This is a genomic window from Curtobacterium sp. MCBA15_007 (assembly GCF_001864905.1).
GTDB classification, from domain to species: Bacteria; Actinomycetota; Actinomycetes; order Actinomycetales; family Microbacteriaceae; genus Curtobacterium; species Curtobacterium poinsettiae.
The window spans coordinates 8,931-30,350 of the sequence record NZ_MJGM01000010.1; the positions used below are offsets into that span (position 1 = coordinate 8,931).

Annotated in this window: 18 protein-coding genes; 9 read left to right on the plus strand and 9 right to left on the minus strand. The window is 72.5% G+C overall.

What is annotated here, in order from left to right:
- Positions 1–59: 59 nt before the first annotated feature.
- On the plus strand, positions 60–548 hold the full coding sequence (locus BIU95_RS06275; protein ID WP_017885813.1) for a hypothetical protein: 489 nt from the start codon (positions 60–62) through the stop codon (positions 546–548).
- Positions 549–560: 12 nt separating this feature from the next.
- Here BIU95_RS06275 and BIU95_RS06280 read toward each other — a convergent pair whose 3' ends face one another.
- Positions 561–1,166 carry a dihydrofolate reductase family protein gene (locus BIU95_RS06280; protein WP_017885812.1) on the minus strand — a complete coding sequence of 202 codons (606 nt, stop codon included), beginning with the start codon at positions 1,164–1,166 and terminating at the stop codon, positions 561–563.
- Between the two features lie 239 nt (positions 1,167–1,405).
- Between BIU95_RS06280 and BIU95_RS18580 the strand changes: the two genes are divergently transcribed.
- The gene (locus tag BIU95_RS18580) at positions 1,406–2,818 is read left to right on the plus strand and encodes a GAF domain-containing serine/threonine-protein kinase (RefSeq protein ID WP_017885811.1); all 1,413 of its coding nucleotides are present in this window, start codon (positions 1,406–1,408) and stop codon (positions 2,816–2,818) included.
- Positions 2,819–3,186: 368 nt separating this feature from the next.
- Here BIU95_RS18580 and BIU95_RS06290 read toward each other — a convergent pair whose 3' ends face one another.
- Entirely contained in the window at positions 3,187–3,984 is a 798-nt protein-coding gene (locus BIU95_RS06290) for an SDR family NAD(P)-dependent oxidoreductase (RefSeq protein ID WP_071251005.1), read from the minus strand.
- Positions 3,985–4,094: 110 nt separating this feature from the next.
- On the opposite strand from BIU95_RS06290, the gene BIU95_RS06295 reads away from it, so the two are divergent.
- Positions 4,095–5,000 (plus strand): AraC family transcriptional regulator, encoded by a 906-nt coding sequence (locus BIU95_RS06295; RefSeq protein ID WP_017885809.1) that lies wholly within the window; start codon positions 4,095–4,097, stop codon positions 4,998–5,000.
- Between the two features lie 4 nt (positions 5,001–5,004).
- On the opposite strand, the gene BIU95_RS06300 is transcribed toward BIU95_RS06295, so the two are convergent.
- From BIU95_RS06300 to BIU95_RS06325, 6 genes are all read right to left on the minus strand, one after another.
- Positions 5,005–5,490, minus strand: coding sequence for a tetratricopeptide repeat protein (locus BIU95_RS06300; protein ID WP_071251006.1), 486 nt, complete (start codon positions 5,488–5,490; stop codon positions 5,005–5,007).
- A complete protein-coding gene (locus BIU95_RS06305; protein WP_254783286.1) occupies positions 5,487–7,370 on the minus strand; it encodes a DUF6807 family protein in 1,884 nt (627 codons plus the stop codon). The genes BIU95_RS06300 and BIU95_RS06305 overlap by 4 nt, the downstream gene beginning before the upstream one ends.
- Before the next feature lie 11 nt (positions 7,371–7,381).
- On the minus strand, positions 7,382–9,061 hold the full coding sequence (locus BIU95_RS06310) for a hypothetical protein (protein WP_071251009.1): 1,680 nt from the start codon (positions 9,059–9,061) through the stop codon (positions 7,382–7,384).
- Positions 9,061–10,008, minus strand: a complete 948-nt coding sequence (locus BIU95_RS06315) for a carbohydrate ABC transporter permease (RefSeq protein WP_081612179.1) — start codon at positions 10,006–10,008, stop codon at positions 9,061–9,063. The genes BIU95_RS06310 and BIU95_RS06315 overlap by 1 nt, the downstream gene beginning before the upstream one ends.
- Complete coding sequence (locus BIU95_RS06320; RefSeq protein WP_217639429.1) at positions 10,005–10,979, minus strand: carbohydrate ABC transporter permease; 975 nt, start codon at positions 10,977–10,979, stop codon at positions 10,005–10,007. The genes BIU95_RS06315 and BIU95_RS06320 overlap by 4 nt, the downstream gene beginning before the upstream one ends.
- 80 nt (positions 10,980–11,059) lie before the next feature.
- Positions 11,060–12,340 carry an extracellular solute-binding protein gene (locus tag BIU95_RS06325; protein WP_071251027.1) on the minus strand — a complete coding sequence of 427 codons (1,281 nt, stop codon included), beginning with the start codon at positions 12,338–12,340 and terminating at the stop codon, positions 11,060–11,062.
- 246 nt (positions 12,341–12,586) lie between these two features.
- Between BIU95_RS06325 and BIU95_RS06330 the strand changes: the two genes are divergently transcribed.
- The 4 genes from BIU95_RS06330 (at position 12,587) to BIU95_RS06345 (ending at position 17,114) form a co-directional block, all read left to right on the plus strand.
- Positions 12,587–13,654, plus strand: coding sequence for a LacI family DNA-binding transcriptional regulator (locus tag BIU95_RS06330; RefSeq protein WP_042540409.1), 1,068 nt, complete (start codon positions 12,587–12,589; stop codon positions 13,652–13,654).
- A 129-nt stretch (positions 13,655–13,783) separates the two neighbouring features.
- On the plus strand, positions 13,784–14,986 hold the full coding sequence (locus tag BIU95_RS06335) for a Gfo/Idh/MocA family protein (protein ID WP_175470731.1): 1,203 nt from the start codon (positions 13,784–13,786) through the stop codon (positions 14,984–14,986).
- Positions 14,983–16,194 (plus strand): DUF993 family protein, encoded by a 1,212-nt coding sequence (locus BIU95_RS06340; RefSeq protein ID WP_071251013.1) that lies wholly within the window; start codon positions 14,983–14,985, stop codon positions 16,192–16,194. Before BIU95_RS06335 ends, BIU95_RS06340 begins: the two co-directional genes overlap by 4 nt.
- A 44-nt stretch (positions 16,195–16,238) precedes the next feature.
- Positions 16,239–17,114: a sugar phosphate isomerase/epimerase gene (locus tag BIU95_RS06345; protein ID WP_071251029.1), complete on the plus strand. Its 876-nt coding sequence runs from the start codon at positions 16,239–16,241 to the stop codon at positions 17,112–17,114.
- A gap of 154 nt (positions 17,115–17,268) precedes the next feature.
- Here BIU95_RS06345 and BIU95_RS06350 read toward each other — a convergent pair whose 3' ends face one another.
- Complete coding sequence (locus tag BIU95_RS06350) at positions 17,269–18,018, minus strand: FadR/GntR family transcriptional regulator (protein ID WP_017885798.1); 750 nt, start codon at positions 18,016–18,018, stop codon at positions 17,269–17,271.
- 258 nt (positions 18,019–18,276) lie between these two features.
- Between BIU95_RS06350 and BIU95_RS06355 the strand changes: the two genes are divergently transcribed.
- Positions 18,277–19,695 carry an MFS transporter gene (locus tag BIU95_RS06355; RefSeq protein WP_017885797.1) on the plus strand — a complete coding sequence of 473 codons (1,419 nt, stop codon included), beginning with the start codon at positions 18,277–18,279 and terminating at the stop codon, positions 19,693–19,695.
- Positions 19,692–21,413: a dihydroxyacetone kinase family protein gene (locus BIU95_RS06360; RefSeq protein WP_071251015.1), complete on the plus strand. Its 1,722-nt coding sequence runs from the start codon at positions 19,692–19,694 to the stop codon at positions 21,411–21,413. Before BIU95_RS06355 ends, BIU95_RS06360 begins: the two co-directional genes overlap by 4 nt.
- The last annotated feature ends 7 nt before the right edge of the window (positions 21,414–21,420 follow it).

Sequence of the window (21,420 nt, forward strand, 5' to 3'; positions counted from 1 at the left end):
CTGGCACCGCGCCTCCCGGCGTTCGCGGTGTGGGTCCGCAGCGTCACTAGGCTCACAGCGTGCGCTCCGTCCCCGCCCTGCTCCTGCCCGCGATCGCGGGCGTGCTGCTGCTGGCCGGCTGCGCCGGGCCGCCGCCCGTCGACGAGGCGGCGCTGCACGCCTGGGAGAAGCGGCAGATGGCCGCCGAGTCGGACCGGGACCTCGGCGCGATGTTCGCCGAAGAACCCGCCGGGCAGAGCGCGACGGGGAACGACGACGAGATCGACCGTGGCGTCACGATCACGTTCGCGCACCCGGAGACGGTCGACCACCTCGAGTTCTCGTGCTTCGGTGACGGGCACATGAGCGGTTCGGTCATGGTCGTCTCCCGGGAAACGTCGCGGAACCACATCATCGAGGCGATGCCCTGCGGCGACGGGGAGCAACGCATCGACCTGCGGCGAACCTGGCGCGCCGACGTCGACAGCATCTCCTTCAACGGGTTCGACAGCGACCGCGACAGCGCCTGGAACGTTCGCGTGATCGGCGCAATGCCCGGCGCGGACTGACCGCCCGAGCGTTCAGGACCGCCGGACGTCGTACCGGTGCAGGGTGACGCCGTTGTCGGAGCGCTGCTGCTCGAGCAGGTCGAGCTGCACGAGCGGACGGTGCCCCGAGAGCGGCGGATCGAACAGCGGCCGACCGGCACCGAGCACCGACGGGTGCGTGAAGAGCATGACCTCGTCGAGCAGCCCGGCGTCGAGCAGCTGACTCGCGATGCTCGGCCCACCGACGCCGATGTCGCCCTCGCCTTCGGCACGGATCGCGGCCAGCTCGTCGATCGCGTCGCCGTCGCCTCCGATGACCCGGGTGTCGTGGTCGGCGGTGGTCCGCGTGCGGGACACCAGGATCTTCGGCTGCGCGGTCCAGATCTCGCCGTACTCGCGCAGGTACTCGGGCATCGACTCGTCGTGCCGGGCATCGGGCCAGAACGGGTCCATCATGTCGCGCACGACCCGGCCCTCGACGGACAGGGTCATCGCGGCGGCCCGGGCGTTGAACTCGCGGTGCAGTGGCTCGTCGATGCGCATCCAGTCGGGGCCGTCCAGGCCGTCGTGCTCGCCGGGTGCCCGTTCGACGAACCCGTCGACGGAGACGTTGATCCAGTAGACGAACCTCGCGGGCATGGCATGACTCCTTCGTCGGGCCGAGCGTACGCGCGCGCTGCCGACCAGCGCCACCGAGGGGCGCACGACACCGGTGTTGCCGAGGTGCACCGCGACCTGCGCGTGTTCGACCCGCGAACACCGGTGTTGTGGCGCCCCCGCGCACCGCGCCCCGATCCGGGAAACGCCGCTCGGCGACACGGATACCCGTCGGGATGCGAAGATGCATCGTTGGTGCCGGAGCCGAGGACGAGGGTTGGATGATCCCGACGGAAGAACACGACGCGAGCGCGCCGCTGCTCGACGGTCGGTACCGCCTGGAACAGGCGATCGGTCAGGGCGGCATGTCCGTCGTCTACCGCGGCGTGGACGAGAGCCTGCACCGCCCGGTCGCGATCAAGCTCTTCCACGCGGGCATCGTCGACATCGCCCGGCAAGAGGCCGAACTCGGCGTGCTGGCGTCGCTCGAGCACCACAACCTCGTCAGCCTGCTCGACGCCGGGGTCGTCACCAGCCAGGACGGCACCCAGCAGCGCTACATCGTGATGTCGCTCGTCGTCGGGCAGGACCTCGAGGAACGTCTGAGCGTCGGCCCGCTCGCCTCGCGCCACATCGCCGAGATCGGCTACGACATGGCCGAGGCGCTCGACTACATCCACGCCAACGCCGTCGTGCACCGCGACATCAAGCCGTCGAACATCCTGCTCGTCGACTACGGCAACGCCTCCGAACGGGCCCGCGCACGCCTGACCGACTTCGGCATCGCGCTCGCCGCCGGCGTCGAACGGCTGACCGCCGACGGCGTGACCACCGGCACCGCCGCCTACCTCAGCCCCGAGCAGGCGCGCGGCGGTGAGGTCGGCCCGCCGAGCGACGTCTACTCGCTCGGCCTCGTGCTGCTGCAGTGCTTCACCCGCCGCCGGGAGTTCCCGGGCTCGCTCGTCGAGTCCGCCGTCGCGCGGCTGTCCCGCGACCCCGTGGTCCCCGAACCCCTGCCCGAGCACTGGAAGCACCTGCTCCGCGCCATGACCGCGCAGGACCCCGCAGCCCGTCCGCTCGGCCCCGAACTGGTCACGATGCTCCGCGACGTCGTGATCGCCGAGACCGCCGCCCCCGACCACGTGGTCGAGCCGACGGACGAGACAGCCCCGGTGCCGACGCGACCCGAGACCGATCGCCCGGCGACCCTCGACACGCTGCCGAACGAGTCGCTGCAGCGCACCACGACCATGGCTGCCCGGCTCTTCGACGCACCGATCGCCCTGATCGAGGTGCTCGACGAGGACCGCGAGTGGTCCCAGTCGTACATCGCCGAGGGCATCGACGAGGCGGCCCGGAGCATCAGCTTCACCAACGGCTTCGCGCCCGTGCCCGTCCCCGTCGTGATCCCCGACGGTTCCGCACACCCCGAGATGCGCAACAGCCCCCTGGTCACCGGCCCGCTCGGCATCCGCTTCTACGTCAGCGTCCCGCTCGTCCGGCACGACGGCGCGCCGATCGGCACCCTCGCCGTGCTCGACACCCGACCGCGGCAGGCCACCGAGGACGACCTCGCCAACCTCCGCGACCTGGCGGCGCTCGCCGTCTCGCAGCTCGAGATCCGGCAGGAGTCCCTGCGCACGACCAGCGACTCGCTGCCGGTCCCACGGGTGGGCGGCGACCACACCGCCTGACGGGAGGCGCGGTGCCACCCCGCACCGCGCCTCCCGTCCGCCGGTGGTGGCGTCCACCGCCACGCCGGCGCCGTCCGCCGAGCGGTCGCGATCCGTCGGCTGACGCGCTCCCGCCCGACCGTTCGTGACCACTCGCCCGCCGGTCGGCGGGGTGTCGTGACCCCTCGCGGTGGTGCGTGTTCGCGCCCGTCGGCTCGCACTGCCGAGCGGGCGGAATGCCGGGGTGCCTCCGCGGGCCGACCCGGGTGTTTCGCCCGCTCGCGGTGGTGGGGGTTCGTGCGCGTGGGTCGGGGTTGCCGAGCGGGCGGAATGCCGGGGTGCCTCCGCGCATGAACCCGGGTGTTTCGCCCGCTCGGCCGGGGGGGGCCTCAGCCGAGGCGGGTCGCGGCGATGCCGCCGTCCACGTCGATGGTGGCGCCGTGCACGAAGGACGCCTCGTCGGAGGCCAACCAGCGCACGGCGAACGCGACGTCGACCGGCCGGACGGGTGCGCCGGCCGGTGTGCCCGCCGTCATCTGCGCGAGGACGTCGTGCGAGTCGGCGTTGCCCGGCGTGGCGGTGGCACCGGGGGAGACCGTCGACACCCGCACACCGTGCGGGCCGAACTCGGCGGCCCACGCCCGGGTCAGCTGCTCCACGGCCGCCTTCGTCGCCGGGTACAGCGCCGTGAAGGGGACGCCGACGCGGGACATCCACGAGCCGATGTTCACGATGACACCCGAGCCGCGCTCGACCATGCCCGGAGCCAGGGCGCCGACCAGGACGTGCGGTGCTCGGACGTTCGTGGCCCAGAGCGCTTCGGCGTCGTCATCGGGGAGCAGCGCCGTCGGGCCGACCGGGTAGACGCCGGCGTTGTTGACGACGATGTCGACCCGGCCACCGAGGGCCGCCGTGGCACTGGCCGCGAGGTCGCGGACGGCGTCAGGGTGCGCGTTCAGCTCGCCGATGACGGCCACGGCGGAGCCACCTGAGGCGGTGATGGCGTCCACCACGGCCTGCGTGCGCTGTACGTCACGGCCGGCGACACCGACCGTCGCGCCGGAGGCGGCGAGGACCCTGGCGACGGCTTCACCGATGCCGCTCGAGGCGCCGGTCACCAGCGCGGTCCGGCCGGCCAGTCGGTCGTCGGAGGTCAAGGAGTCGAGGAGTGCTTCGTTGGTCTGCATGCTCCGATGCTCGGTCCGGCGAGGCGGTCGGCGATTGCACAGGACTCCGGACTGCTTGCCGGATCCAGCACGGGCGTTCAGCGCATCCATCGGGTCGACAGAATGAGTACATGGACGACGTCACCTCGGACCGACTGGACCGCGCGCTGCAGAGCGTCCTGGCCCACGTCGACGACACGGAGCGCGCCGGACGGCTCGGACTCCGCCTGGCCCGGGTCGACGCGCCGACCGACCTCGGGTACCAGCGCTACACGCCGTCGGTGTCGGTGGTGCTCGCGGGGCAGAAGCGGTCCATCGTCGGGGACGACGACCAGCTCTGGGGTCGCGAGCGCTTCATCATCACACCCGTCGACCTGCCGGTGATCGCCGGTGTGGTCGCCGTGGAAGAACCGGCGGGATTCGTCGCGGTCGTCTGGCAGCTCGACCCCGCGGTGGTGGCCGAGGTCGCGACGGCGATGTCCCGCCCGCACCAGGACGAAGCGCCGCCGGCCCGACTCGGCAGCTGGACACCAGCGCTGGCGGACGCGTTCGCGCGACTCGTCGGATTGCTCGACACTCCGGAGGACATGGCGGTCCTCGCCCCGCTCGTCACCCGCGAGGTCGTGCTCCGGCTGCTGCAGACCGACCAGGCCCCGCGCATCCTGGCCGCGATCGGCAACCGGGACGGCGACGTGGTCGCGGCCGCCACGGCCCTGCTCACCGATCGGCTGGCGGACCCGTGGTCGGTCGCCGACCTGGCCGCGGCGGTCCGGACGAGCGAGTCGACCCTGTTCGCACGCTTCCGGCAGGTCACCGGGATGAGCCCGGTGCAGTACCTGCGGCGGCTGCGGCTGGGAGAGGCCCGGCGGCGGATGATCGTGCTCGGGGACACCGCTGCCCAGGCTGCTGCGGCGGTGGGGTACCGGAGCGCCTCGCACTTCTCGCGGGACTACCGCGCCCTGCACGGTCGTCCACCGGCTGCCGACGCCGGTCGGGCCCGTGAGCTCATGGCGCGGGGCGAGGTCGCGATCGCCTGACGCGTCAGTCCTCGGTGAGTGCTGCCGCGTAGGCGCTGACGGAGCGGTGGTAGCGGGGGAGCGTCGGCTCGACGGCCTCGATCGCGACGCGCAGGGCCTCGGCCGAGCGTCCCGCGCTGTGCAGCGCGAGCGCGAGGAACACCCGCGGTGCCGCCCCGGTGGCGGGGTGCTCGGGGGCGTCGCGGAGCATCGCGATGGCGGCCTCGACCCGGCCGAGGTTCCGCAGCGTCGAGGCGTGCTGCACGACCATCCGCGCCGCGCGTTCGGGGTCGACGGTGTCGAGACCCGCTGCGGTCGCGGCGGCGTACTGCACGTCGGCCTCGGCCTCGTGGCCGCCCGAGTCGAAGGCGCCGCCGAGCTCGAACGCGCCGAGGGCCGGGTGCGGGGCGTCCGCTGCGAGGTCACGCATCCGCTCGATCCGCTGGTGGTCGTCGATCGTCTCGTCGTCCCACAGCGTCGCGACGCGTGCTTCCCAGTCCCCGGTGCTCATCCGGCGAGCGTACCGCCGTCGGTGATCGTCGCGCGGAAGGAGCGGACGAGCGGTGCGCCCGGCTGCACGACCGCGGGGATGTCCCACGCCAGGGCCGAGCCGATCGCCGGGTACTCCTCGGCGCGGACGAACCAGGGGTCGTGGTGGTCGAGGGCCTCGATGCGGATCGTCGCCGGCCCGCCGTCGAACACCGCGGACCAGGAGATCCAGGGTGCGACCGAGCCGTGCACGGCGGTCTCGCCCTCGGCGTCGGCGGTCCGGACGACGACCCCGGTGCACTCCGGGAACCGCCAGGAGAAGCCGCCGTAGCCCGCGCCGACCCGGCCGTTGCTGCCCGGGCCGCCGAGGTGCACGGGGGAGTCGCCGGGGGCGCGGAACGACGACGACCAGGACAACTCCCACCCGGCTCCGACCGAGCGCCAGCGCAGGGTGCGGTCCTCGTGCATGACCAGCGCGCGGTCCGGACCCCGCCAGACCAGCTCCTCCGTCGACCCGAGTCCGTGCTGCGCGGCGTGCACGACCTCAACCGAACCGTGGTCGTCGCGCCAGACGTAGCCGGGGCCGTGGACGTAGGTCCGTCCGCCCCAGCAGTTCACGCCGTCGACGTCGGGGATCGCGACGCCGACCCCGCAGTGCCAGTCGTGGTCGCCCGGGTGGTGCGCGCTGACCACGGTGCCGCTGAGGGTCCGGACCGGGTGCAGGTACGGCCGAGGGGACGACGTGGCGATCGTGCCGGCCCCGTCGCGTTCGACGGCGACCGTGACGTCGTCCACGCGGAGCTCCTGCAGCGTCTCGTCGCGGGCCGTGTGCGCCCACGGTGCCCCGACCTCCGAGAACAGCGCGCGGGCGTCGGCGGCGCGCTCGATCGTGGCCTCGACACCGGTCACCACCGGGCGCCGGGCCGGGCCCTCACCCTCCCACGTCACCCAGGGGTGGTCGAGCTGCACGGGTTCGGTCGCGCGGACCGCCTCGAGCACCTCGACGAACGCTCCCGTCGAGACGAGCGGCACGAGCAGTTCGGCGCCGCGCAACCGGTGCGCCAGCAGGTTCTCGAGCAGGTCGGTGCGCTCCAGGCGTGTGGTCGTGCCGTCGATCGTGACGTCGTCCGTCGTGTAGTGCAGCACGCCGTCCCCCGTCGCGCCCCGCACCCTCACGGTCGGCGGGACCTCGGTCGTGGCGCAGAGCGTGAGCGCGGCAGTGGCCTCGAGGCCGGCGGTCGTGGTCACCCGGACGGCCGAGGTGTCGTCGCCCTCGATGGCGTTCGCCCGGTACAACTCGACCTCGACCCGCGCGACGTCGGCGGTCCGGCGGCACCCGACGAGCGCCAGGGCCGTCGCCACGGCGTGGGCGAGCGGGTTGGTGACGACGCCGTCGAGCACGTCCACGCCGCCGACCCGACGGCGCCCCGCCCAGGGGGAGCGGTCCCAGTACGCCCGGTCGCGGGTCCACGTGCCGACGGCGGCCGCAGACCGGACGGCACCGACGAGCGCCCCGTCACGGAACGCCGGCAGCGCGGCGGAACCGAGGCTCTGGAACCCCACCTGCACGACCCTGCCGGTCCGACGTTCGGCCTCGAGCAGCACGTCGAGGGCGTCGCGCGTGGTGACCGGGGGCTTCTCGAGCAGCACGTCGGCGCCGGCGTCGAGCGCATCGAGGGTGAGTGGCAGGTGCGCCGCGATCGGAGCCGCCACGACGACCACGTCCACCGGCCCGAGCCTGCGGGCCGCTGCCACGTCGGCCACGACGGGCACACCGGCGTCGGCGGTCGTGCCGAGCGCGGGGTCGACGACGGCGGTCACCGTGCAGACCCCTGCTGCCACGAGCCGGTCGATGTTCGCGCGGTGGTGCAGGCCGTAGCCGCGGGCTCCGACGAGCACCACGCCCGGCAGCGTCACCGGCCCGTCCCGATCACGATGCGTGCCGAGCCGGGGGCTCTCCCGGTGACGTGGACGTGCTCACCCTGCGGTCGGTCGGTCCCGCCGAGGAACGCGTAGTCCTGTCCCGGGGTGTAGCCCGCCGGCTGGCCCGGACCGGCGCCGTTGCCCGGGCTGAACGTCACGACGTCGGAACCGACGCGGTAGCTGCCGGTCCCCTCCGCCAGGACCCGCTCCCCGGTGACGGCGTCGGTCTCGACGCCCGTGAGGGTCCCCCCGGTGCTGAACGTCAGCTGCAGGGACCACGGCACCTCGGCCCCCTCGGTCACGACGTCGAGGACGACGGCGTCCGGTGTCACCGCGACGTCGACGGTCGTGCTGAGGACCACCGTGTCGACGGACCGGGCGCCGAACGCCATGGCGGCGGAGAACCGACCTTCGTCGGCGAGCGGGTAGCGGCCGTCCGGCTGGCGAGCACTCGCGGGCAACGGCTGGTGGTAGCCGGCGGACACGGTCTCGGTCAGCCGGAACCGTCCGTCGCCCAGGGACTCGAGCGCGGTCGGTCGGAACGGTCCGAGGCCGAAGAACTCCCGCGAGAGCCGCACGTCGGACAGCACGACCGACCCGACGACGACCCGCAGGAACGTCGGGCTGTTCGCCAGCCCCGACCGCACGTGGCCCTGGGCCGGGACGTCGGAACCGGCGAAGAGCACGACACTGCGGTCGGGCTCGCGGACGTGCACGAGCCGTGCGTCGGCGAAGGTGTGCACGGCCGGCGCCAGGGCGACGGGTTCCGGCAGCGGACGCCCGAGCAGGGGATCGGTCATCGACCGCGCGGCGACGGTGGCGGGCTGCCAGGTCTCGGCCACGGCGGCGCGGGCGGCGACCGCGGCCAGGTCGCCTCGGCCGTCGAGCACCGCGACGTGCCAGAGCAGCGGCGCGAACGGCCCGATCCCGAAGGGCTGTGACTGGTCCTGCCGTCGGGACTGCACGGTCTCGACGGTGTCGTCCGGCAGCAGGAGCGCGAGCGTGGCGTCGAGCGAGCGGCGCACCGGGTCGAGCAGGGCGGGGCGGTCGAGCACGGCGGCGAGCACCAGGAACGACGGCCCGGACACGGCGGACGCGTAGTTCGGGCTCCGCTCCGACCACAGACCGTCGGCGTCGATGTCCGGCCCTTCGGCCAGCCACGCGTCGATGCGGTCGAGCAGCGCCGCAGCCGGGTGGAGTCGGTGCACCCGGGCGAGGGCGGCTGCGATCTCCCACCGGTGGTTCGGGGTGTGCACCCCACCGGTGAGCAATGCGGGGGTCGCCCGGTGCACGATCGCGTCGAGGTCGTCGGCCAGCGCGGCCGCTGCCGGCACCGTCGCCCGGTGCGGTGCGAGCAGTTCGAGGGCGTCGCAGACGTCGTTGACGGTGAACGCGGAGTCCGGCGGGGAGAGCACGTTGTCGCCGCCGACGAACGTGCCGCCGGGCGACTGCCGGGTCGCGAGGTGCCGGACCCAGCCGTGCGCGGTGGTGAGGTCGTCGTCTGCGGGGTGAGCCGGGCCTCCAGGCCGTTGCCGGACCCACGCACCGACCAACGCGAGCGCACGCGCCATCAGTTCCCGGTGCTGCAGCGTGGCCGGGTCGTCGTCGGCCAGCCGCAGGCGGGCGACCTCGGCGTCGGCGGCCGGGCCGGCCAGGTCGAGGAACCCCATCAGTCCTTCAGACCCGCGTTGAGGTCGGCGCCGTTCACGTACTTCTGGAACACCAGGTAGAGCAGCACGAGCGGGATGATCGAGATGACCGAGGCACCGAGCAGGACCGTCCAGTTCACGTTCTCGGCACCGACGATGCTCTGCAGGGCGATCTGGATCGTGAACTGCTTCGGGTCGTTGAGCACCAGGAGCGGCCAGATGTAGTCGTTCCACCGCCACTGGAACGAGAAGATCGCGAGCGTCAGCATGATCGGGCGGGAGATCGGCAGCATGATCCGCCAGAAGATCCCGAACTCGCTCGCACCGTCGATCCGGGCCGCTTCGACCAGGTCGTCCGGCACGGTGATGAAGAACTGCCGGAACATGAAGATGCCGGTGGCCGTGATCACCGACGGCACGATGATGCCGGCCAGCGAGTCGTACATGCCGAGGTCGCGGATGACGATGAACGTCGGAGCGAGGATCACCTCGGTGGGGAGCATCGTCGTGGCGAGGATGCAGACGAAGAACACCTTCAGCCACCGGTTGTCGTACTTCGCCAGCGCGTACCCGGTGGCCGCACTCGCCAGGACCGTCAGCGCCGTGGTGACCAGGGCGACGATCACGGTGTTGCCGAAGTACTGGGCGAAGTCGTAGCTGGACCACGCCTCGGCGAAGCCCTCGACCGACCAGTTCTTCGGCAGCAGGGTGAGCGGGTACGAGAACAGCTCGCCGCCCGGCTTGAACGCGCTGAGCACGAACCACAGCACCGGGAACCCGAACGCGATGATGAACACCCAGAGCAGGGCCGTGGCGGCGATGGCCTGGGGACGCGGCGTGGCGTCCACAGCCTTCGAGCGGCCAGAGCGGCCAGATCGGCCGGAGCCGGAGCGACCGTTCCGGCCGGACCGTCCGGCCCGACGGCCGCTTCCGGTCTTGTCGGTCTCGGTGGGGAGCGTGGCGGTCATCGACGGGACTCCGTCCGGCGGTTCACGGCCAGCTGGATCAGCGCGATGGCCATGAGGATGAGCATGAGGACCATCGACGCCGCGCTCGCGTAGCCGATGTGGGCGTTCTGGAACCCGTTCGTGTAGATGTACTGCACCAGCAGGTTGTTGTCGGTGCCGGGGCCGCCGCCGTTGAGCGCCTGCACGGTGGCGAACTCCTTGAACGCACTGAGTGACGACAGCAGGATCACGATGAACGACGTCGGCGCGATGCTCGGCAGGGTGATGTAGCGGAACTGGTGCCAGGTGCCGGCACCGTCGAGCGATGCGGCCTCGTAGTACGACTGCGGGACGTTCCGGATCGCAGCGACGAACAGCAGCATGTTGAACGCCGCCCCGGCCCACGCGGTGGCGAAGACGACGACCAGCAGCGACAGGTCGGCGTTCGACTGCCACGGGACGGCCTTGCCGCCCAGGGACTCGATGACGAAGTTGGCCAGCCCGAAGTTCTCGCCGAACATCCACCGCCAGATCACACCGGTGACGATGGGGGAGATGAGCCACGGAACGAAGAACACGATGCGGGCGACGCTCCGGCCCTTCGCCGCGGGGCTCGTGAGCATGAGCGCCATCGAGAGCGACAGGACGAAGCCGAGCGGCACGGCGACGATCGCGTACAGGAAGGTGCGACCGAGGGCAGCGTAGAACGTGTCGTCGGCGAACAGCTCGACGTAGTTCGCCAGGCCGACGAACTTCGGGTCGACGACGCCGTTGTAGTCGGTGAACGAGTAGCCGAGGCCGATCACGGCGGGCCACACGAAGAACACCACGAACAGGACGGCGTTCACGCTGACGAACAGGATCGGGGCGAGGACGGGCTTGCTGACGCCGGAGCGGCGGCGCTTCGTCGTCTTCGCGGCTCCGGGCCGGCGGGGCGGCACCGGGGTGGGGACGGCGGTCTGCACGTCACCGGCTGCGGTGGGGATGCTCACGATGATCCTCTTCGTTCGACGTGGTGCTGCTGTGGAAGGAGAGACAACGGGGCCGGACGCATGCGCCCGACCCCGTTCCGTCACCCCACGTGCTCCTCGTAGTACTTCGTGATCGTGTCGAGCGTCTCCTTGGCCGACTGCTGCCCGTTGATGAGCTTGCCGACCTCGGCCGTGGTCGGGTCGGTGCCGATCTCCTTGCCCTCGACCGCCCACTCCGACGCTGCCTTGGCGTACGAGCTCGAGATCGGGTCGGCCGCCTCGATCTCCTTCTGGTACAGCGCGAAGGAGTCCTTGGCTGCCTGCGACGTGAACGGGTAGGTGATGTCCAGCCCGGACTCGACCGGCAGGAACCCGTTGGTGGTCACGAGCTTCGCGTAGTTCGTCGGGTCGTACATGTAGTCGATGAACTTCTTCGCCGCGGCGCCGCGGGTGTCGGAGTTCTCGAACCCGACGATGCTGCCGCCGTAGTTGATCTCGGTGGCGTGGGTCGGGTCGGCCGGGGTGGCGGCGCTGGCCCAGTCGAAGTCGGTGATGTTCGACGCGAAGTCCGACGACTGCCAGACACCGGAGAAGTACGCCACGACCTGGCCGCTCTTGAACAGGGCGTTCGGGTCCTGGCCGCTCGTCCACACCGACTTCGGCATGACCGAGTCGTCGTTCATGTCGGCGAAGTCCTGCAGGGCGTCGACGGTCTTCGCGTCGGTGGGGAAGGAACCGTCCTTCTCCTGCTGCATGAAGTCGGTGCCCTTGGTGAACATGTAGGCCCGCAGGCGCGACGGCGACGAGTCGAAGACCAGGTCGTACTTGGCGCCGGTGTCGGCCTTCACCTTGTCGGCGGCGTCGAGGAACTCGTTCCACGTCCACGCCTTCGCGGGGTCGGTCGGGTACGCGACGCCGGCCTTGTCGAACAGCGACTTGTTCACGAACAGTCCGGCCGCGGTGACGTCGGACGGGATCGAGGTGACCTTGCCGTCCTTGTCCTTCGCGATGAGGTCCTGGTCGATCCCGTTCGCCTTGTCGCTGACGATCGAGGCGAGGTCGACGGTCTTGCCGCTCCAGATCGGGTCGATGCCCGCGGCCCGCACCACGTCGGGCAGCGAGTTCGCCTGCGCCGACTCGCGCAGCTTGGTCTGCAGGCCGTCGTACGGCAGGTTCACGATCTTCACCGTGACGCCGGTCTGCTTCTCGTAGGCGGTCGCGAGGTCCTGGTAGCCCTTCTCCTGGGCGGACGAGGTGGAGAGCCAGAAGGTCAGCTCGTCCACCTTGCCGCCGTCCCCGGACCCGCCGGAGGCGCAGCCGCTCAGGAGCGCGAGCGCGGCGATCCCGCCGGCGAGTGCGAGCATTCTCTTGGATGACTTCATCGTCACTGCTTTCGTTCGGGACCACGTGCATGTGCCGTGGGCGAGCGTTCGGGGTGTCTCGGCCGAGGACCCCAGGTCTACACGACCCCCGCCGTTCTGGCAAGCGCTTTCCTGAGGGTTGTTCTGACAATGTGACCTGCGGTCTCGACGGCGTGACCGGCCGCTCGGAACCCCGCCCTGGTCGGCGGGGAATCGCTATCCTCGCCACAGGCCGCGCACGGCGCGGACCCTGACTGGAGGCACGACATGCCCGAGCGAGGCACCGTCACCCTGGCCGACGTGGCCGAGCGGGCAGGGGTGTCGCTCGCGACCGCCTCGCGGGCACTCAACGGCAGCACCCGCAAGGTCCGGCAGGAGTCGGTGGACCGGGTGCGCGCCGCCGCCCGGGCCCTGCGCTACACCGCCAACGTGCAGGCGCAGGCCGTCGCTCGGGGGTCGACCACGACACTGGCGCTCGTCGTCGGCGACATCGCCGACCCGTACTTCGCCGCGATCGCCGCCGGCGCGATCCGCGCCGCCGACGACGCCGGGCTCGTCGTCACGATCACCTCCACCGGCGGCGACCCGTCGCGCGAAGTGGCGGTGCTCGACGTGGTCGCCGGACTCCGCCCGCGAGCCGTCGTGCTGGCGGTCAGCCGTCGGCTCGGGATCGGCTCCGGATCCGCGACGGGCTCCGGCCCGTCCGAAGTCGCGGCGGCGGTCGGTGGCCTCGTCGCCGCGGGGGCGGGGGTGTCGGCGCTCGTGTCCGACCTGGACGGTGCCGCAGCGGGCGTCCCGGGCGTGCACGGCGTCGTGATCCGCAACCTCGGCGGGGCTGCGGCGCTCGCCGGTGCGCTGGTCGAACAGGGGCACGACTCGTTCGCCGTGCTCGCCGGCGACCCGGACCTCGTCACCGCGCACGCCCGGGTCGAGGGGTTCGTCGCCGGCCTCGCGGCCCACGGTCTGCGGGTGCCCGACGACGACGTGGTGCCCTCCGAGTTCACGCGCGACGGCGGGTACCGGGCGATGGTGTCGCTGCTGGACCGAGCTGCCGAGGGTGGGGCGGCGGTGCCCCGGTGCGTCTTCGCGGTCACCGACCTGATGGCCGTCGGGGCGGTCGCGGCGATCCGGGAGCGCGGGCTCGTGCCCGGGGTGGACGTCGGCGTGGCGGGGTTCGACGACGTGCGGATGCTCGCCGACGTCGTGCCGGCGCTCAGCACGGTGCGGCTGCCGCTCGAGGAGATCGGCGAGCGGGCCGTCCGCCGTGCGCTCGGGCTCGAAGCCGACGGTGCCGTCGACGGCGAGGTCGTCCTGCGCGCCAGCACCGCCCGCTGACCTCGTCACCGCGCACCCGACGCACCCCGTGGTGTACGGTTCCGGCAAGCGCTTTCCACGACGACGGAGAGCGGGCCACAGCGAGCAAGGGAGCACGCGTTGACCACCACGCGCACCATCGGCATCATCATGAACGGCGTCACCGGGCGCATGGGCTACCGGCAGCACCTGGTGCGGTCGATCCTGGCGATCCGCGACGACGGCGGTCTGCGGCTGCCCGACGGCACGCGCGTGCAGCTCGAACCGATGCTCGTCGGTCGGAACGCCGCGAAGCTCGAGGAGATCGCGACCCGGCACGGCCTGCAGCACTGGACCACCGACCTCGACGCCGCCCTGGCGGATCCCCGCTGGCAGGTCTTCGCCGACTTCGCCGTGACGAGTGCCCGTGCCGACGCGCTCCGCCGCGCAATCGCCGCCGGCAAGGCCGTCTACACCGAGAAGCCGACGGCCGAGACCTCCGCCGAGGCCCTCGAACTCGCCCGGCTCGCGGCCGAGGCCGGCGTCCCGAACGGCGTCGTGCACGACAAGCTCTACCTGCCCGGGCTGCGGAAGCTCCGTCGCCTGCTCGACTCCGGGTTCTTCGGCCGGGTGCTGAGCGTCCGCGGCGAGTTCGGGTACTGGGTGTTCGAGGGGGACTGGCAGTCGGCGCAGCGCCCGAGCTGGAACTACCGCCGGCAGGACGGTGGCGGCATCGTCGTCGACATGTTCCCGCACTGGAACTACGTGCTCGAGCAGCTGTTCGGCCGCGTCGAGTCCGTCTACGCCCGCGCGGTCACGCACATCGAGCAGCGCACCGACGAGCAGGGTGTGCCGTACCCGGCGACCGCCGACGACGCCGCGTACGGCGTGTTCGACCTGGCCGGCGGCGTCACGGCGCAGATCAACTCGAGCTGGGCGGTCCGGGTGGACCGTGACGAGCTCGTCGAGTTCCAGGTCGACGGCACCGACGGCAGCGCGGTGGTGGGGTTGTTCGGGTGCCGCATCCAGCCCCGCACGGCGACGCCGAAGCCCGTCTGGAACCCCGATCTGCGCGACGACGCCGACTACCGCAGCCAGTGGCTCGAGGTCCCCGACAACGAGGTCTACGGCAACGGGTTCCGCGCCCAGTGGGAGGACTTCCTGCAGGACCTCGTCGCCGGGCGCCCGCACCCCTACGACCTGCTGTCCGGTGCCCGCGGCGTGGCGCTGGCGGAAGCCGGTCTGCGTTCCAGCGCCGAGGGCCGGCGTGTGGACCTGCCGGAGCTGACCCTGCCCGCCGGGGCCGATCCGCGCCTCCCGGTCGAGACGCCGGAGGTCGCCCAGCGCACCGAGACCGTCGGGGCGTCCGCATGACGGACCTGACCCTGCTGGCGCCCGACGGCACCACGAGCCGGACGCCGCTGGGCGCACCGGCCGTCGACGCCACTGCCGTGCCCGCGGCACCGCTCACCGAGCGCATCGTCTACGCGGCCGCCCACGTCGTCCCGCGTGTCGCGGCCGACAACACCCCCGGAGCCCCGGCCGACCTCGACTGGGACGCCACCCTGGCGTTCCGCCACCACCTGTGGTCGTGGGGGCTGGGTGTGGCGGACGCGATGGACACCGCGCAGCGGAACATGGGACTGGACCCGGCGGTGACCCGCGAGCTCGTGACGCGCTCCGCCCGCGAGGCGCAGTCGGTCGGCGGTCGCATCGTCGTCGGCGTGAACACCGACGACCTGCCCGACGAACCCGTCACCGAGCAGCAGGTCGTCGACGCCTACGCCCGGCAGCTCCACCACGCCGAGGACGCCGGGGCGGGCGTGGTCCTGATGGCCAGCCGCCACCTGGCACGACTCGCGCTGGACGATCCGGACACCTACCGCCGCGTCTACCGTGGGGTCGTCGAGCGGGCGAGCGCCCCCGTCGTCCTGCACTGGCTGGGGGAGGCGTTCGACCCCGCCCTCGCCGGGTACTTCGGCGGGCACCGGGGCCCCGACACGGTGCTCGACATCATGCGCGACGCCGGGCCGGGGATCTCCGGCATCAAGATGAGCCTGCTCGACGCGACGGCCGAGGTGGCACTCCGCGCCCGGCTGCCCGAGACCGCCCGGATGTTCACGGGTGACGACTTCCACTACGTCGACCTGATCGCGGACCGCGACGGCGTGCACTCCGACGCCCTGCTCGGGGCCTTCGCCGCGATCGCACCGCTCGCCTCGGCCGCTGTGCGTGCCCTGCCCGACGAGGCTGCCTACCGCTCGTTGCTCGGACCGACCGAGGCCCTGTCCCGACATCTCTTCAGTGCCCCCACCTGGCACTACAAGACCGGCATCGCGTTCCTCGCCTGGCTGAACGGGCACCAGCCGGCCTTCGCCATGGTCGGTGGCCAGCACGCCGGCCGCTCGCTGTCGCACCTGTCCGAGACGGTCCGGCTCGCGAACGCCTGCGGCGCCCTGCAGGCCCCGGACCTCGCCGCCGCGCGCTGGCACGCCCTGCTCGCGGTCAACGGGGTGGCGACGACGGCCGGGAGGCCCGCCCCACCCGCCGTCGACCGCACCGCAGCCGGGGTGGTCGCGTGAGCACGCCGTCCGGCACGGCCGCGCAGGTCGGTGCACCCGTGCCGGTGGCGCCGGGGTCGCCCGCGCCGCACCCGCGGCTGTCGGTCAACCAGGCGACGATCAAGTACGCGACCCTGCCCGGGGCGCTCGACACCGTCCGCCGTGCCGGGGTCGGGGCGATCGGCACCTGGCGCGAACCCGTCGCCGAGCTCGGGCTCGCCGAGGCCGTGCGCCGGGTGGCCGACTCCGGACTCCGGGTGTCGTCGCACTGCCGTGGCGGGTTCTTCACCCTGCCCGAGGGGGCCGCACGCCAGCGGGCACTCGACGACAACCGCCGGGCGATCGACGAGACCGCTGCCCTGGCCGCCGCGGGTGCTCCGGGGTCGGTGCCCGTCCTCGTGCTCGTCGCGGGCGGCCTGCCAGCGGGCTCGCGCGACCTCGGCGGTGCGCGTGCGCGGGTGGCGGACGCCCTCGCCGCCCTCGTGCCGCACGCGCTCGGCACCGGCGTGCAGCTCGCCGTCGAACCCCTGCACCCGATGTACGCCGCCGACCGCGCCGTGGTGTCGACGCTCGCGCAGGCCCTCGACCTGGCGGCCCCGTTCCCGGCAGCGGCCGTGGGGGTCGTCGTCGACACCTTCCACGTCTGGTGGGACCCGGCGCTCGCGGCCTCGATCGCCCGGGCCGGTGCCGCCCGCCGGATCGCGTCGTACCAGGTGTGCGACTGGACCACCCCGCTCGCGGCCGACCCGCTGCTCTCACGCGGCTACCCGGGCGACGGGCACGTCGACTTCGGGCCGGTGACCGATGCGGTGATGGGTGCCGGCTACTCCGGCGACGTCGAGGTCGAGCTCTTCAACCAGGCGATCTGGGACACCCCGCCCGCCGAGGTCGTCGCCCGCGTCGTGGCGTCCTTCGCCGAAGCGGTCCCGCTCCCGCGCTGAGGCGGGCGCTGCCCCCCCCCGCACGGTGCGGGGCGGGCGCGCCCCGGGCCTCCCGTCCGCCCTGATCGTGAGCACAGGACGTCGGGCCGGCTCGACGGACCCGATCATTCCTGCTCACGAAGCGGGCGCGAGCGCGCGCGACCGCGCACGAGCCCTACTCGTCGGCGGGCAGCGGTTCGGCGTGCTCGATGCGGGCGCTCGCCGTGGCCATGTGCTCGTCCATCGCGCGCTGCACGGCGGGCACGTCGCGGGCGCGCAACGCCTCGAAGACGGCGCGGTGCTCGTGGAACGCGGCCTCGGTCGCCTGCCGGGTCTGCACGCGGCGCGCGACCCACACGCTCAGCATGGAGCGCAGACTCTGCAGCAGATCGGCGAGCACGTCGTTGCCGGACGCTCGCGCCAGCAGGACGTGGAAGCGGACGTCGGCGTCGATGAAGGCCTGCGGGTCGTCGAGCGTCGCCTCCTGCCGGACCAGGTACTCGCCGAGCTCGGTGATCTGCTCGTCGGTGGCGCGCTGCGCGGCGAGGATCGCGGCCGTGCGCTCCAGCGAGGACCGGATCTCGAGCAGTTCGCGGGTGCGGTTCGACGCGAGCATCAGACCCCACGACAGGGTCGTCGGCAGCAGGTCCGAGGTGCCGCCGCGCAGGTACGTGCCCGATCCGGGTCGGATCTGCACGATGCCCAGGATCTCGAGGGCGGCGAGGGCCTCGCGGACCGCCGAGCGACCCACGCCGAGCCGCTCGGACAGGACCCGCTCCGCCGGCAGCCGCGACCCGGGGGCCAGCTCGCCGGCGGTGAGCAGCGAGACGAGCTGTCGGGCGACCACCGAGGCGGGTGACCCGACGGGCACGGACTCGAGTTCGAGTCGGATGTTGAGGGGGTCGTCCGGGCTGAACGCGGGCATGCAGTGAGCGTACCGGTCGGTCAACCGGTTGCGGCGGGAGCGGAGCCAGCGCGCCGGGCGGACGGCCTCGTCCGAGCCGACGCGCGAAATGGTCAACCGGTTGACAAGTTGATCGAGCGCGACGCACACTGGATCAGGCGCACCGATGCGCCCGCTCCCGATCCGCGCAGCAGCCCGGACCACCCCGACGCAGCCGACCGGGCAACCCGGCGCAGCAGCCGGGCGGAGTCGTACCACCCCCACCGAGCAGGAGTCATCGTGGACATCCCCGCCACGCGAGGCATCCCCACCTCGGTCGTCGAGAAGACGGCCATCCGCAAGATCGCGATCCGCATCGTGCCGTTCGTAGCACTGATGTTCTTCATCAACTTCCTCGACCGCACCGCGATCTCCTTCGCCGCCCCCAACGGCATGGAGGCCGACCTCGGCCTGACCGCCGCCCAGTTCGGCTTCGCGTCCGGTGTGTTCTTCATCGGCTACCTCGTGCTCGAGGTGCCGTCCAACCTCGCGCTGCACAAGTTCGGCGCCCGGATCTGGCTCGCCCGCATCATGATCACGTGGGGCATCGTGTCCCTGCTCTTCACGTGGGTGCAGAACTACCCGCAGCTCGTCGGTCTGCGCTTCCTGCTCGGCATCGCCGAGGCGGGGTTCTTCCCCGGCGCGATCCTGTTCCTGTCGACGTGGGTCCCGGCTCGCCACCGCGGCAAGATGCTCGCGCTGTTCTACCTGGCCCAGCCGCTCACGAGCGTCATCGGCTCGCCGCTCGCCGGCTGGCTGATGACCCACGAGGGGATCCTCGGCGGCCTGGCCGGCTGGCGCTTCATGTTCCTCTGCGTCTCGATCCCGGCGATCATCGTCGGCGTCCTGTGCCTCTTCGTCCTCAAGGACAAGCCGTCGCAGGCGAAGTGGCTCGACGAGGACGAGAAGGTCTGGCTGGAGACGACGCTCGCTGCCGAGAGCGCGGCGAAGGGCGGCGGCGACGGCCACGGCAAGGGCGGCCTGCGTGCGGCCTTCGGCTCCGGCCGCGTCTGGATGCTCGCCGCCGTGTACTTCGGGTTCATCTACGGCCTCTACGCGCTGAGCTTCTTCCTGCCGACGATCATCGACGGCTTCCAGGAGCAGTTCGGCACCACGTTCGACCTGTTCCAGAAGGGCCTCATCACGGCCATCCCGTACGTGCCGGCCGCGGTCGTCCTGTACTTCTGGTCGCGTGACGCCTTCCGTCGTGGCGTCCGGGTCTGGCACATCGCCGTCCCGGCCCTGGTCGGCGGTCTGACGATCCCGGTCGCGCTGTACATGAACAGCCCGGCGGCCACCGTCGCCGTCATCGCGATCACCGCGTGTGCGATCTTCGCGGCCCTGCCGAACTTCTGGACTGTCCCGACGCAGTTCCTGACCGGTGCCGCCGCAGCCGCGGGGGTCGCCCTGATCAACACCGTGGGCAACCTCGGTGGGTTCGCCGCCCCGTACATCACGGGCGCGGTCAGCGAGTGGACCGGCGGGTACCAGGTGCCGATGTTCATCGTCGGGTTCTTCATGGTGCTGTCGAGCGTGCTGATGTTCGTCCTCGGCCGGAACACCAAGCGCAACGAAGCGGCCGCCGCCGCGACCGGAGCCGAGACCGCAGCCGCGGCCACGGACGGACCGACCGCCATCGCGAAGGAGGCCGGCGCATGACCCGCCTGTTCAACGACCCGGCGGACTTCGCCGACGAGATGGTCGACGGCTTCGTCGCCGCCAACCGCGCCCGGGTCCGCAGGGTGCACGGCGGCGTCGCCCGCTCCACCACCAGCCCCGAGGGGACCGTCGCGCTCGTCGTCGGCGGTGGCTCCGGCCACTACCCGGCCTTCGGCGGCCTCGTCGGGCACGGCCTGGCTGTCGGTGCCGCGATGGGCAACCTGTTCGCCAGCCCCAGCGCCCAGCAGGTCACCGCCGTGGCGAAGGCGTCCGAGCACGGCGGCGGCGTACTGCTGAGCTACGGCAACTACGCCGGCGACGTCCTCAACTTCGACGCCGCGGCACGGGCGCTCGAGGCACAGGGCATCGACGTCCGCACGGTCCGCGTGACCGACGACATCGCCTCGGCGCCCGCCGACCAGGCGCACCAGCGCCGCGGCATCGCGGGTGACCTCTGCGTGTTCAAGGTGGCCGGCGCGGCCGCGGAACGCGGCGACGACCTCGACGCGGTCACCGCGATCGCGACCCGCGCCAACGACCGCACGCGCAGCTTCGGTGTCGCCTTCTCCGGCTGCTCCCTGCCCGGCGCCGACGAACCGCTCTTCACCGTCCCCGAGGGCCGGATGGCCATCGGCATGGGCATCCACGGCGAACGCGGCATCGCCGAGGCCGACGTCCCCACAGCGGACGGCCTGGCCGACCTGCTCGTCGACGAGCTGCTCACCGAGCTGCCGTCCGGCGTCACAGCGGACGGTGCGCGCGTCGTCCCTATCCTCAACGGCCTCGGCTCCGTCAAGTACGAGGAACTCTTCGTCGTCTTCGGTGCCGTCCAGCGGAAGCTCACCGAGGCCGGCATCGTCGTCGTCGAGCCCGAGGTCGGCGAACTCGTCACCAGCTTCGACATGGCGGGCGTCTCGCTCACCCTGTTCTGGCTCGACGACGAACTCGAGCAGCTCTGGGCCGCCCCCGCCGACGCCCCCGCGTACCGCAAGGGCGGCGCCGTCCCGCAGCAGCCGCTGCCGGCCGAGGTGCTCGAAGCCGGCGTGGTGGTGCCCGTGACGCCCGGCACCGAGCAGTCCCGGGCCGCAGCAGTCCGCGTCGCGGGCGCCGTCTCCGCGATCCGCGCCACGATCGACGACCACGCCGACGAGCTCGGCCGCATCGACGCCGTCGCCGGCGACGGCGACCACGGCATCGGCATGCAGCGCGGCTCCACCGCCGCCGACCGTGCGGCACAGGACGCCGCCGCCCGTGGCGCCGGCGCCGGTTCGGTCCTCGCGATCGCCGGTGATGCCTGGTCCGACAAGGCCGGCGGCACGTCCGGTGCGATCTGGGGTGCTGCCCTGGAGGCCATGGGTCGCGTCCTCGGGGACGAGTCCCGTCCGACATCCGCCACCGTCCAGAGCGCGGTGCACGCCGCCACCGAGGCCGTCCTGGCCTTCGGGGCCGTCCCCGGCGACAAGACCATGGTCGACGCACTCGTGCCGTTCGACCAGGTCTTCTCCGCCCGGGTCGACGCCGGCGACGAACTCGTCGACGCCTGGTCGGCCGCGTCGGCCGCCGCGCAGACCGCGGCCGACGCCACGGCCGACCTGTTGCCGCGGATGGGCCGTGCACGCACCCACGGTGCGGACGCCGTCGGCACCCCGGACGCTGGCGCGGTCTCGTTCGCGCTGATCACCGCCGCGGTCCGCTCGACCATCGCCGTCCCCGCCTGACCCCCAC